9 protein-coding genes are annotated in these 13713 nt (G+C 71.1%); 6 read left to right on the top strand and 3 right to left on the bottom strand.

Annotation, left to right across the window (positions count from 1 at the left end; translation table 11 throughout):
* Nucleotides 1-36: 36 nt before the first annotated feature.
* Together SSP29_RS32095 and hflX are read left to right on the top strand one after the other, a co-directional pair.
* Nucleotides 37-1626 carry a M1 family metallopeptidase gene (locus SSP29_RS32095; RefSeq protein WP_089104354.1) on the top strand — a complete coding sequence of 530 codons (1590 nt, stop codon included), beginning with the start codon at nt 37-39 and terminating at the stop codon, nt 1624-1626.
* 178 nt (nt 1627-1804) lie between these two features.
* Complete coding sequence (gene hflX / locus SSP29_RS32090; protein WP_089104353.1) at nt 1805-3298, top strand: GTPase HflX; 1494 nt, start codon at nt 1805-1807, stop codon at nt 3296-3298.
* Between the two features lie 177 nt (nt 3299-3475).
* Here hflX and SSP29_RS32085 read toward each other — a convergent pair whose 3' ends face one another.
* Complete coding sequence (locus SSP29_RS32085; RefSeq protein WP_089104352.1) at nt 3476-4699, bottom strand: trypsin-like serine peptidase; 1224 nt, start codon at nt 4697-4699, stop codon at nt 3476-3478.
* 98 nt (nt 4700-4797) lie between these two features.
* Complete coding sequence (locus tag SSP29_RS32080) at nt 4798-5115, bottom strand: enolase C-terminal domain-like protein (protein WP_245883316.1); 318 nt, start codon at nt 5113-5115, stop codon at nt 4798-4800.
* Nucleotides 5116-5434: 319 nt separating this feature from the next.
* Here SSP29_RS32080 and SSP29_RS32075 point away from each other — a divergent pair, with 319 nt between their 5' ends.
* From SSP29_RS32075 to SSP29_RS32060, 4 genes are all read left to right on the top strand, one after another.
* Nucleotides 5435-7000 carry a diaminobutyrate--2-oxoglutarate transaminase family protein gene (locus SSP29_RS32075; protein WP_089104350.1) on the top strand — a complete coding sequence of 522 codons (1566 nt, stop codon included), beginning with the start codon at nt 5435-5437 and terminating at the stop codon, nt 6998-7000.
* A gap of 360 nt (nt 7001-7360) precedes the next feature.
* Nucleotides 7361-9409 (top strand): IucA/IucC family protein, encoded by a 2049-nt coding sequence (locus tag SSP29_RS32070; RefSeq protein ID WP_089104349.1) that lies wholly within the window; start codon nt 7361-7363, stop codon nt 9407-9409.
* A gap of 119 nt (nt 9410-9528) precedes the next feature.
* Nucleotides 9529-10362, top strand: a complete 834-nt coding sequence (locus SSP29_RS32065) for a GNAT family N-acetyltransferase (protein ID WP_089104348.1) — start codon at nt 9529-9531, stop codon at nt 10360-10362.
* A gap of 202 nt (nt 10363-10564) precedes the next feature.
* Nucleotides 10565-12541, top strand: a complete 1977-nt coding sequence (locus tag SSP29_RS32060; RefSeq protein WP_089104347.1) for an ATP-dependent DNA helicase — start codon at nt 10565-10567, stop codon at nt 12539-12541.
* 154 nt (nt 12542-12695) lie between these two features.
* Here the strand turns inward: SSP29_RS32060 and lexA are convergent, their stop codons facing one another.
* Entirely contained in the window at nt 12696-13475 is a 780-nt protein-coding gene (lexA, locus tag SSP29_RS32055) for a transcriptional repressor LexA (protein ID WP_089104346.1), read from the bottom strand.
* Nucleotides 13476-13713 lie beyond the last annotated feature (238 nt).

Below are 13713 nucleotides of genomic sequence, written 5' to 3'. Positions count from 1 at the left end.
CGTCGTGAGGGTGGGGTGCGCTGGTAGCGGTGGTTCATGCCGCTCACCCTCCGCACCCGCCCGCTGACTGGAAGCACCCGCCCGCTGACGGGATGCACCCGCCCGCTGACGGGCCCCACCCGTCCGTTGCCGGAAGGCACCCGTCCGTCCCGGCGCGTCACCGGCCCGCTCCGGCACCGGCGGGCCGCCGCTCTCCTCGCCTGCGCCGTCTCCGTCGCCCTTCTCGGCGCGAGCGCCCCGCCGGTCCCGCTGGGCCTCGGCGACCGGCTCTTCCCGTACCTCGGCAACCCGGGGTACGACGTGGCGTCGTACGACCTCTCCTTCGCCTATCCCGGCAGCAACGACAAGCCGCTCCAGGCCGTCACCACCATCAACGCCGTCACCACCACCGACCTGGACCGGCTCAACCTGGACTTCGCGCACGGCAAGGTCGAGTCCGTCGAGGTCGACGGACGGCCCGCCACCTTCGAAAGCGCCGGTGAGGACCTGGTCGTCACGCCCGGCAGGCCGCTGCGGCAGGGCGACTGGACGCGCATCACGGTGAAGCACACCAGCGACCCGGTGTCCGCCAAGGGCCAGGACGGCGGCTGGGTGCGCACCACCGACGGGCTCGCCATGGCCAACCAGGCCGACGCCGCCCACCTGGTCTTCCCGTGCAACGACCACCCGTCCGACAAGGCGATGTTCACCTTCCACGTCACCGCCCCGAACGGCTACACCGTCGTCGCCAACGGGCTGCCCGCCGAGACGGCCCGGACCGGCCGCACCACCACCTGGACCTATCGCACCCGGCACCCCATGGCCACCGAGCTGGCCCAGGTCTCCATCGGCCGCTCCGCCGTACTGCACCGCACGGGACCGCACGGACTGCCCGTCCGGGACGTCGTCCCGAGCGCCGACGCCAAGACCCTCGAACCCTGGCTGGCCAGGACCCCGGACCAGATCGCCTGGCTGGAGAGCAAGGTCGGGACCTTCCCGTTCGAGACGTACGGCGTGCTGATGGCGCAGGCGTCCACCGGGTTCGAGCTGGAGACCCAGACACTCTCCCTCTTCGAGAAGAACCTGTTCACCGAACCCGCGTACCCCAAGTGGTACATCGAGTCGATCATGGTGCACGAGCTGTCCCACCAGTGGTTCGGCGACAGCGTCAGCCCGCGCGTGTGGTCCGACGTCTGGCTGAACGAGGGCCACGCCACCTGGTACGAGGAGCTGTACGCGGAGGAGAAGGGCCACCAGCCCATGATCAACCGCATGAAGGACGCGTATGGCGCCTCCGACCGCTGGCGCACCGCCGACGGACCTCCCGCCCTGCCCAAGGCCCCCGAGCCCGGCCAGAAGATCAGCATCTTCCGCCCCAACATCTACGACGGCGCCGCCCTCGCCCTCTACGCCCTGCGCCAGGAGATCGGCAGGCCCGCCTTCGAGCGCCTGGAGCGGATCTGGGTCCAGCAGCACAAGGACGGCACGGCGACCACGGACGACTTCGTCCACCTGGCCTCCGCGATCGCGAACCGCGACCTCACCGGTTTCTTCGACGCCTGGCTCTACGGCGAGAAGACCCCGCCGATGCCCGGCCACCCGGACTGGAAGCAGGTACCGGCCCCGAAGAAGCAGACCGGGAAGTAACGGCCGGGCGGCCCCCGGAATAACACGGTGCCGGGACGGGGCGTGCCGTGCGACCATCGTGGGGTCGGCACAGGCCGGCACAGGCCGGCACGGTACGGGTCGCGGGGAATCTCCCGGGGTACTCGTACGTTGAGAGAATTGCAGCCGGCTTCGGCATCCCCATCGACGTAAGGACCCAATGACCTCCTCTTCTTCCCCTTCCCAGGACACCAGGCGCCTCGCGCAGGACTACCCCGACGGTCTTCGGGCCGATGCCCTGATGGAAGAGGACGTCGCCTGGAGCCACGAGATCGACGGAGAGCGGGACGGCGACCAGTTCGACCGTTCCGAGCGCGCGGCCCTGCGCCGCGTGGCGGGCCTCTCCACCGAGCTCGAGGACGTCACCGAGGTCGAGTACCGACAGCTCCGCCTGGAGCGGGTCGTGCTGGTCGGGGTGTGGACCTCGGGCACCGTGCAGGACGCGGACAACTCCCTCGCGGAGCTGGCAGCCCTCGCCGAAACGGCGGGCGCGCTCGTGCTCGACGGCGTCACCCAGCGCCGCGACAAGCCCGACCCGGCCACCTACATCGGCTCCGGCAAGGCCCTGGAGCTGCGCGACATCGTCGTCGAGACCGGCGCCGACACCGTCATCTGCGACGGTGAGCTCAGCCCGGGCCAGCTGATCCAGCTGGAGGACGTCGTCAAGGTCAAGGTCATCGACCGGACCGCCCTGATCCTGGACATCTTCGCCCAGCACGCCAAGTCCCGAGAGGGCAAGGCGCAGGTCTCGCTCGCGCAGATGCAGTACATGCTGCCGAGGCTCCGTGGCTGGGGTCAGTCGCTGTCCCGCCAGATGGGCGGCGGCAAGGGCGGCGGCCTGGCCACGCGTGGTCCCGGTGAGACCAAGATCGAGACGGACCGGCGGCGGATCCGCGAGAAGATGGCGAAGATGCGCCGGGAGATCGCGGAGATGAAGACCGGCCGCGACATCAAGCGTCAGGAGCGGCGCCGCAACAAGGTGCCGTCCGTCGCCATCGCGGGGTACACCAACGCCGGCAAGTCCTCCCTGCTCAACCGCCTCACGGGCGCCGGCGTCCTGGTCGAGAACGCGCTGTTCGCGACCCTGGACCCGACGGTCCGCCGCGCGGAGACCCCGAGCGGCCGCCTGTACACGCTGACCGACACCGTCGGCTTCGTCCGCCACCTGCCCCACCACCTGGTCGAGGCGTTCCGCTCCACCATGGAGGAGGTCGGCGACGCCGACCTGATCCTCCACGTGGTCGACGGCTCGCACCCGGTCCCGGAGGAGCAGCTGGCCGCCGTACGCGAGGTGATCAGGGACGTCGGCGCCACCGACGTACCCGAGATCGTAGTGATCAACAAGGCGGACGCGGCCGACCCGATGGTCCTCCAGCGACTGCTCCGCAACGAGAAGCGCTCCCTCGCCGTCTCGGCCCGCACCGGCCTGGGCATCGAGGAACTGCTCGCCCTGATCGACAACGAGCTGCCCCGCCCGTCGGTCGAGATCGAGGCCCTGGTCCCGTACACCCACGGCAAGCTCGTGGCCCGCGCCCACAACGAGGGCGAGGTCCTCTCGGAGGAACACACCGCCGAGGGCACCCTCCTCAAGGTCCGCGTCCACGAGGAACTGGCGGCGGAGCTCGCGCCGTATGTTCCGGCTCCGGCTGCGTGACAGTTCGTAAGCGAATGGGCCGCCCCCTTTTTCAGGGGGCGGCCCATTCGCTTACCTGGGGGGCGCGGGGCTGTTGTCGATATGCGGCTTCGCCGCGTGGGCGCGATCAACCACGACGACGGGTCAGTCGCCGACCCACCTGTTGAACCACGGTGACAAAGCGCATCCGGCTTCCCCTCACTGGTCGGCGAACTCCTTGCTCACCGCCTCATACACACCCTTCGCCACATCACCGAACCGAGGCCCGGCCAGCCACCCCGAACTCACCGGTCCGATCGACGTGTTGGACACCAACGCCGGCTTGCCGTCGGCTCCCGTCTCCACCCAGCCGCCCCCCGACGCCCCACCGGTCATCGTGCATCCGATCCGGTACATCGTCGGCGCCGACGCGTCGACCGACAGCCGCCCCGGCCGGTCCGCGCACTGATACAGCAGCGACCCGTCGTACGGCTTCGCCGCCGGATACCCGGTGGCGGTGATGCTCGGCACCTTCGGCACCGCAGGCGCGTCGAAGTTCACCGGCAGCGCCGAACCGACCGTCTCCTCAAGGGACTTGCCGCCGTTCCCCTGCTCCGGCGTCACATGGATCACGGCGTAGTCGTACGACGCACCGTTGCCCCCCGTCTCACCGCCCTGGTCGATCCACTGCTGCGAGGTCTGCGCCCCGTCACCCCACCAGACGCCGTACGGCGCGATCTGCGAACGCGTCGCCGCCGCCAGCGCCGAACCGGTCAGTCCCTTGTCGTTGTACGACGGCACGAACGCGATATTGCGGTACCAGCCGCCGTTCTTGCCGGCGTGCACACAGTGCCCCGCCGTCCACACCAGGTTGGACTTGCCGGGGTGGGCAGGGTCCTCGACGACCGTCGCCGAGCAGACCATCGTGCCCTCGGGGGAGTCGAAGAAGACCTTGCCGGCCGTGGCCGCACTCGCGTGGTACGCCGGTCGCACCGCCTTCGCCTGAACAGGCTCCGGCGTCGGGTCGGTCACCCCCTGGTCACCGGAGATGTCGTTGGTGTCGACGCCCTTGTCCTTGTCGGGGTCGTTGGCGTCCCGCATCCGGTGCGGGTCCCACAGGCCCTTGATGATCGGGTTGATGAAGTCGTTGGCCTCGCGCAGCCAGTCGTCCTTGTCCCAGTTCTTCCAGGCGCCGTGCTTCCACTTGTCGATGTCGATCCCGTGCTCTTTGAGCTTGTTCTTGATGTCGTCCGGGATCTTGATCTTGCCGTCACCGGTGTCGGCCGTGGCGGACGCGGACGCCGGGCCGCCCGCGTTGTCGTCGCCGGAGCCGTCGCAGGCGGTGGCGGTCAGCACCAGCGCCGAGGCGAGGGCGACGGCCGCCAGCGCACGGGGCGCGCCCCTTCCACCTCGAAGGGCGAACGACGGCCGGATGGATCGCATGGTGGTGACTCCCCCTGTTGGTAAGGAACTTCAGCGCCACACACTATGCGCTCGCTGTGCGCCGCTTCCGATGGAAGGGCAACGGTTTCGCTACGGCCTCAGCAGCGAGGCAACCGCAGTTCGTCCGTGGGATCGACGCGTCGCATGTGACCGGCGTCGTCGCGAGTGCGTATTCCCGACTGCAGGTACAGCCGGTGCAGCCGGCCGACCGACTCATGATCGATTTCGACGCCGAGCCCGGGACCGACGGGGGCCCGGACCGCCCCGTCCGCCAACTCCAGCACCCCGGGCCGGATCGCGTCGGGGGCGCTGTTCCGCGGGTGGTCGGGTGTCGCGGGAGTGTCCGGGTTCGGGATCGCCGCCGCGACCTGGGTCATGGCACGGGTGGCGATCCGCACACAGATCTTCGCGCTCATGGGACAACCGCCTCCGGACCGTGATCGGCCGTTCGTATCGGTGAACCGAACCTGCATCACGCATCCAAATTTTCAACCGAAGCCGTGAACCGCTCGATTCGCACGTCAAGACATGACCGAGGGAAGGTCGGTCGTGGAGTGGATCCATGTCCGGCGGGTCGAACGACGGGTGGGCCGGGAGGGCAAGCTCATGGCAATGATCTTGAGTCGACCCGTAACCCGCTGGCCGGTCCGGGGTTGGTAGCGGTGGGGGGCCCGCTGCCTGCGCCCGGTGCCCGCCGATCAAGTCGCCTCTGGACAGCGGGGAGGACAGCGAGCCGTGGCCGTGACGGAGTCGGTGACCGAGGGGACGTTCGGGGGAGCGCACGCGGCGCACGAGGGGATCCTGAGGCGTCAGTCGGCGCGCGAGTCGCGGGCACGTACCTACGCGCGCGCCCTCCCCATCGTGCCGGTGCGGGCCCGCGGCCTGACCATCGAGGGCGCCGACGGACGCCGTTACCTGGACTGCCTCTCCGGCGCCGGTACCCTCGCCCTCGGCCACAACCACCCCGTCGTGCTGGAAGCGATCCGCAAGGTCCTCGACTCCGGCGCCCCGCTCTCCGTCCTCGACCTGGCGACCCCCGTCAAGGACGCCTTCACCACCGAACTGTTCCGCACCCTGCCGCCCGGCCTCGCCGACCGCGCCCGCGTACAGTTCTGCGGGCCCGCCGGCACGGACGCCGTCGAGGCCGCCTTCAAGCTCGTCCGGGCCGCGACCGGCCGCACCGGCATCCTCGCCTTCACCGGCGCCTACCACGGGATGACCACCGGAGCTCTGGCCGCCTCCGGCGGGGCCGGCGACGTCCGCGTCGCCCGGCTGCCCTACCCCCAGGACTACCGCTGCCCGTTCGGCGTCGGCGGCCCCCGCGGTGCCGAACTCGCCGCCCGCTGGACCGAGACCGTCCTCGACGACCCCAAGTCCGGCGTCCCCCTCCCCGCCGGCATGATCCTCGAACCCGTCCAGGGCGAGGGCGGGGTGATCCCCGCGCCGGACGACTGGCTCCGCCGGATGCGCCGGCTCACCGCCGACCGGTCCATCCCGCTGATCGCCGACGAGATCCAGACCGGGGTGGGCAGGACCGGCGCCTTCTGGGCCGTCGAACACAGCGGCGTCGTCCCGGACGTCATGGTCCTCTCCAAGGCCATCGGCGGCAGCCTCCCCCTTGCCGTCGTCGTCTACCGCGACGACCTCGACGTCTGGGAACCCGGCGCCCACGCCGGCACCTTCCGCGGCAACCAGCTCGCCATGGCCGCCGGCACCGCCACCCTCGCCCACGTCCGCGAGAACGCCCTCGCCGAACGAGCGGGCCTCCTCGGCTCCCGGATGCTGACCCAACTGCGCGGCCTCCAGGACGACTTCGCGTGCGTGGGGGATGTGCGGGGGCGGGGGCTGATGATCGGCCTGGAGCTGGTGGACCCGGAGGGGGAGGACCTCACGGTGGTGGCGGAGGGGCGCGCGAAGGAGGCGAAGGAGGTAACGGGGGCGAAGGAGGCCGCGGGGGACGCGGAGGCTCGGGGAGCCGGTGATGCGGTGGCGGCGCGCGGCGGTGCGGTGAGCGAGTGCGAGTGCGAGTGGGACGGTGAGGCCCGGCCCAGGCCGCGCCCCGCCGCTCCCGAACTGGCCTCTGCCGTGCAGCGCGCCTGCCTGGAGCGGGGCCTGATCGTCGAACTCGGCGGCCGCCACGCCGGTGTCGTACGACTGCTGCCGCCGCTGACCATCACCGACGAACAGGCGGCCGCCGTACTGGACCGTCTCGCCGACGCCGTGGCGGCCGTGGCCCGTGACCCGGCCGCTCACGGCGCCCGGCCCCGACGCCCCGAGGGCCGAAAGGAGCCGGCCGACTGACCGGCGCACCGGGAACGCCGCGACCGGTCGGAGCCCCCGACACAGACCGGCCGACCGCACCGCCGGGAGGGAACTCGCTTCCCGGGGCGTCCGGACCACCCACGTCACCCAGGCCGCCCGGACAGGACCCGCCCGCCGAATCGCCGACAGCAGGCCGGCCGACCGGTGCGGCCCGGACGAACCAGCCGGCCGACGATCCCGGAGCGGATCGACCGCCCCGCCCACCGAAGCCCACATCATCCACACCTCTCTCATCAGGACACTCAGCACTCGACCCACCGCTCGACTCACGACCCGACCAGCCCGGTTCGCCGGCACGACGCCGAGCACCGCACCGCCCGAGCCCCCGAGGAACCCTCCTTGAACGCCACCCCCACCCCCGACGACAACGGAGACCAGGGCCCACCGGGGCGCCCCGTTCCGCTCGCCGAGTCGGTCCCCCAGCAGCGAGGCCGCACCGCCCAGCCCGAACGACCGCGCGACGACACGGGAGACCTCCTCGAACACCCCGACCCGCACATCGCCGCCCAGGCCGCCGCCGTGGAGAACCTGCTCCGCTGCTGGGTCCGCGAGACGAACCTGCCCGCGCCCGCCACCGGCACCCTCCGCGTCCCGCTGCCCGCCAGCGGTACCGTGTTGATCACCCCGATCCGCCACTGGTCCCCGACCGGCTGGCACCGCTTCGACCCACCCCGCCTGGCCGGCGCCCCCGAGACCGCCCCACCCGTCGACGCGGTCACCCTCGCCGCGCTTCTCACTCGCGAGACGACCGCGAGACCGGCGGCGACGGCCGACCGAGCCGATGGCAGTTCCGGTCGAGCCGATGGCAGTTCCGACCGAGTCGGGGGCAGCGTCGGCCACGCCGGCAGTACAGCCGCCCACGCCGGAGGCACGGTCGGCCACGCGGCCGACGGCGCCCCCAGCGCGTGGGCCACCCCCGACGGCGACGACCTCGTGGCCAGGGTCTCCGACTCCCGGCGCCGCACAGCCACCTTCATCACGGACCGGCGTGCCCACCCCGCCGACGGCCCCGACCGCTTCCTCGCCGCCGAGCAGGCACTCCTCCTCGGGCACCCGCTGCACCCGACCCCGAAGAGCCGGGAAGGCCTGACCGAGTCCGAATCCCGGCTCTACTCACCGGAGCTGCGCGGCTCCTTCCCTCTGCACTGGATGGCGGTCGCCTCCTCCCTTCTCATCACCGACTCGGCCTGGACCGAGCGAGGCCGTCCCGTCCCCGCGCCGCACCTGATGGAACGCCTGTCCGGCACGGTCCTGCCCCTGCCCCACGGCTGCGCCGCCGCCCTGCCTCTGCACCCCTGGCAGGCCCGCGAGATCGGCCACCGCGAGGAGACCGCCGCGCTCCTCGACGCCGGACTCCTCCGCGACCTGGGCCCGCTCGGCGCTCCCTGGCACCCCACCTCCTCCGTACGAACCGTCCACCGCACCGGCGCCCCCGCCATGCTCAAGCTGTCGCTCGGCCTGCGCATCACCAACTCCCGGCGGGAGAACCTCCGCAAGGAACTCCACCGCGGCGTCGAGGTGCACCGCCTGCTGCGCACCGGCCTCGCCAAGCAGTGGCAGGCCGCCCACCCCGGCTTCGACATCGTGCGCGACCCCGCCTGGCTGGCCGTCGACGGCCTGGACGGCCGGCCCGTACCCGGACTCGACGTGGTGATCCGGCACAACCCGTTCACCCCGACCGACGATGTGTCCTGCGTCGCCGGGCTGGTCACGCCCCTGCCCCTCGACATCCCGGAGGCGAAGGGCAGGTCCCGGCCGAACCGCTCCCGGCTGGCCCGGGTGGTCTCCAGGCTCGCCGAACGCACCGGCCGACCCGTCGGTGCCGTCAGCGCCGAGTGGTTCCTGCGCTATCTGGAGCAGGTCGTCCGCCCGGTGCTCTGGCTGGACAGCGAGGCCGGCATCGCCCTGGAGGCCCACCAGCAGAACACCCTGCTCCTGCTGGACGCCGATGGTTGGCCCGCCGGTGGCCGCTACCGCGACAACCAGGGCTACTACTTCCGCGAGTCCCGACGGGATGACCTCGACGCCCGGCTGCCCGGCATCGGCGAGCACAGCGACACCTTCGTCTCCGACGAGGTCACCGACGAGCGCTTCGCCTACTACCTCGGCATCAACAACGTGCTCGGCCTGATCGGTGCGTTCGGCTCCCAGCGGCTCGCCGACGAGCGCCTGCTGCTCGCGGCCTTCCGCCGGTTCCTCACCGACGCCGCCGCCGGACCAGCCCGGCTGCGCACCTCCCTGCCCGCCCGCCTGCTCGACTCACCCGTCCTGCGCTGCAAGGCCAACCTGCTGACCCGGCTGCACGGCCTCGACGAGCTCGTAGGCCCGGTCGACACCCAGTCCGTCTACGTCACCATCACCAACCCCCTCCACTCCACACCGTCCTGACCCCACACCGACGCGGTCACCGACACCGTTACCGACTCCCGGTCACCGCCCTTCTTCCACCGCCCTTCGTTCACCGTCCGAGGAACATGACCCACCTCGTCTCCTGAGAGGAGCGCACCATGCCTCCCACCGACGCGAGCGCCGACACAGGCCCCGTCCCGGTCCACCCAGGCCGTTCCGGACCCGCCGAGGACATCAGGGACTGCGAGGACACCCTGGACCTCCGCCTGCCCGACGAATTCCTCGCCCTCATCGCCGGGAAGACGCCCGACGCCGACGAACGAGCCCCCGGGCTCACCCGCGACCGACTCGACCCAGTCGATTCGCCCGGCGTCCTCGACTCGCCCCGCCCGCTCGATCTCCCGGGCCCGCCCGACGCGCTCGACCTGCTCGACCAGGTCGGCACCTGGGGCCCCGTCCAGACCTCCGTCGGCGCCTTCCACCTGCTGCCGGTCCACGTCGAGCGCGACCTGCCGATCATCAGCGGCTGGATGAACGACCCCGCCGTGGCCGCGTTCTGGCAGTTGGCCGGCTCAGGGGCGCAGACGGAGGACCATCTGCGCGCCCAGCTGGCGGGAGACGGACGCAGCGTGCCGTGTCTGGGCGTGCTCGACGGCGTCCCGATGAGCTATTGGGAGATCTATCGAGCCGACCTGGACCCGCTCGCGCGCCACTATCCGGCCCGCCCGCACGACACCGGTGTCCACCTTCTCGTCGGCGATGTCGCCGACCGGGGACGGGGACTGGGGTCCGCCCTGCTCAGGGCCGTGGCCGATCTCGTACTCGATCACCGCCCCGCCTGCGCGCGTGTCGTCGCGGAACCCGATCTTCATAACACCCCCTCCGTGGCCGCCTTCCTCAACGCGGGCTTCCGCTACGCCGCCGAGGTCGATCTGCCGGGCAAACGGGCCGCCCTCATGATCCGGGACCGGTCCCTACGTCATCTGATGTAGCGCTGAGTGATTGCGTGTACACATGTAGTACGAAGCGGCGACCGATCAAGTTCCCGGCCGTCCGAAAGAAATCCGGAGGGCCCGGCCGCCGGCCCGGCCCTCTCCCTTGGTCTGCCCGTCCAGGAGCCCCCGGCGTGATCCCACCCCACGTCCCCGCCTTGATCGCCCGATTGTCAGTGCCGGGTCGTAGGGTGGTCGCGCTATGACGAAGCCCTCACTCCCTGAACTCCTGCATGCCGCTGTCACAGCTGTCGGCGGTACGGAGCGCCCCGGCCAGGTGACCATGGCCGAATCGGTCGCCGAAGCGATCGACGACGGATCCCATCTGCTGGTCCAGGCCGGCACCGGCACCGGTAAGTCACTCGGCTATCTGGTGCCCGCGCTCGCACACGGAGAGCGGGTCGTCGTGGCGACGGCGACCCTCGCCCTGCAGAGACAGCTCGTCGAGCGGGATCTGCCGCGCACCGTCGACGCCCTGCACCCGCTGCTGCGCCGTCGCCCGGAGTTCGCCATGCTCAAGGGCAGGTCGAACTACGTGTGCCTGCACCGGCTGCACGAGGGCATGCCGCAGGACGAGGAGGAGGGCCTCTTCGACCAGTTCGAGGCGGCCGCGCCCACCAGCAAGCTCGGCCAGGACCTGCTCCGGCTGCGCGACTGGGCCGACGAGACCGAGAACGGCGACCGCGACGACCTCACGCCGGGCGTTTCCGACAAGGCGTGGGCCCAGGTCTCGGTCTCCTCCCGGGAGTGCCTCGGCGCGTCCAAATGTGCCTACGGCGCCGAGTGCTTCGCCGAGATGGCCCGTGAGCGCGCGAAGCTCGCCGAGGTGGTCGTCACCAATCACGCCCTGCTCGCGATCGACGCCATCGAGGGTGCCCCGGTGCTCCCGCAGCACGAGGTGCTGATCGTGGACGAGGCGCACGAACTGGTCTCCCGGGTCACCGGCGTGGCCACCGGCGAACTCACTCCGGGCCAGGTCAACCGTGCGGTTCGGCGTGCCGCCAAACTGGTCGACGAGAAGGCCGCCGACCAGCTGCAGACCGCCGCCGAGGGCTTCGAACGGTTGATGGAGCTGGCCCTGCCGGGGCGCCTGGAGGAGATCCCGGAGGATCTCGGGTACGCCTTGGCGGCGCTCAGGGACGCCTCCCGGACCGTGATCTCCGCGATCGGTACGACCCGCGACAAGTCGGTCCAGGACGAGGACGCGGTCCGCAAGCAGGCGCTGGCCTCGGTGGAGACCGTGCACGACGTGGCGGAGCGGATCGTGAGCGGCTCCGAGTGGGACGTCGTCTGGTACGAACGCCACGACCGCTTCGGTGCCTCCCTACGTGTCGCCCCGATGTCGGTGTCGGGCCTGCTCAGGGAGAAGCTCTTCGCGGACCGCTCGGTCGTCCTCACCTCGGCGACCCTCAAGCTCGGCGGCGACTTCAACGGCGTCGGCGCATCCCTGGGTCTCGCCCCGGAGGGCACCGAAGGCGACGACCTCCCGAAGTGGCGGGGTGTCGACGTCGGCTCACCCTTCGACTACCCGAAACAGGGCATTCTCTACGTTGCCAAGCATCTGTCCCGTCCCGCACGGGACGGCGACCGCGCCGACATGCTCGACGAACTGACCGAGCTGATCCAGGCCGCCGGGGGCCGCACCCTCGGCCTCTTCTCCTCGATGCGGGCCGCCCAGCAGGCCGCCGAGGAACTGCGTGTCCGGATTCCCGAGTTCCCGATACTCCTACAGGGCGAGGAGACCCTCGGCGAACTGATCAAGAACTTCGCGGCGGACCCCAGGACCTGTCTCTTCGGCACGCTGTCGCTGTGGCAGGGCGTCGACGTCCCCGGCCCCAGCTGCCAGCTGGTCGTCATGGACAAGATCCCGTTCCCGCGCCCGGACGACCCGCTGATGAGCGCCCGGCAGAAGGCCGTCGAGGACGCCGGCGGCAACGGCTTCATGGCAGTCGCCGCCACCCATGCCGCGCTCCTGATGGCGCAGGGGGCCGGCCGGCTCGTACGCGCGTCGGGCGACCGCGGCGTGGTGGCCGTGCTCGACCAGCGGCTGGCCACCGCGCGGTACGGCGGCTATCTCAAGTCCTCACTGCCCGACTTCTGGTACACCACGGACCGTAACCAGGCGCGGAAGTCGCTGGCGGCGATTGACGCGGCTGCGCGTCAGGCGGAGACGGAATGATCGTGGGTGGCGGCCTGTCCCGACGCGGGGACAGGCCTACCCACGATCCAGAGTGGTGAATGAAGCGGTTCCGGACAGAGCAGGACCCCGGAACCGGCGCAGGGGTCCCGGGGCCCGATCGGAGGGCGGGCGATGTGACCGCCCGCCGCAGGCGTCACACGCGCCGCAGTACCGCGACGACCTTGCCCAGGATGGTCGCGTCGTCGCCGGGGATCGGCTCGTAGGCCGCGTTGTGGGGGAGGAGCCAGACGTGGCCGTCCTCGCGCTTGAAGCGCTTGACGGTGGCCTCGCCGTCGAGCATGGCGGCGACGATGTCGCCGTTCTCGGCGACCGGCTGGCGGCGGACGGTGACCCAGTCGCCGTCGCAGATCGCGGCCTCGATCATGGAGTCACCGACGACCTTGAGTACGAACAGCTCGCCGTCGCCGACCAGCTGCCGGGGGAGGGGGAAGACGTCCTCGACCGACTCCTCGGCGAGGATCGGCCCACCGGCGGCGATCCGGCCGACCAGCGGGACGTACGACGCGGCGGGCTTTCCGGCGGTGTCCGTGGGCTGCACGCTCACGGCCTGGTCGGATCCGCGCACCTCGTACGCCCGCGGGCGGTGCGGGTCACGGCGCAGGAAGCCCTTGCGCTCCAGTGCCATCAGCTGGTGCGCCACCGAGGACGTGCTGGACAGGCCGACGGCCTGGCCGATCTCGCGCATCGACGGCGGGTAGCCCCGCCGCTGCACCGAGTCCCGGATCACCTCGATCACCCGGCGTTGCCGGTCGGTGAGGCCCGAGCTGTCAGCCCGGATGCCTGGAGGTCGGCCCGGCAGGGAACGCTTGTGTCCCTCGGGATTCACGGCTTCGTTCATGGCATGCACCGGGTCGAGTCGGCCCTGGGAGCGGTCCTGGGCGGTGATGGTGGCACTGTCAGCGGTCGTGGTCACGTCGGCCCCTCTCGATGGTCTCCCTGCTGGACAACGGTAGTTGCTTTCGAAAGGTTGCGCCAAACACACGTTCGAGTGAAAAAACGCGGTTCACCGTACGTGATCACATGTCTGGGTGTATGGCTCACGCGGTACCCAGCGGGCAAAAGGGCCCATTGTTGTACTCTTCACCGCCGAGGTGATGGCCTTGTGGGTGTGCCCAGTCTGCCATCCTGGCCGCCGCTGACCGGGATGTACC

The organism is Streptomyces hyaluromycini, assembly GCF_002217755.1.
In the GTDB taxonomy this organism is placed as follows: Bacteria; Actinomycetota; Actinomycetes; order Streptomycetales; family Streptomycetaceae; genus Streptomyces; species Streptomyces hyaluromycini.
The sequence above is the reverse complement of the archived record's forward strand: the minus strand, read 5'-3'. Positions and strand labels throughout refer to the sequence as shown.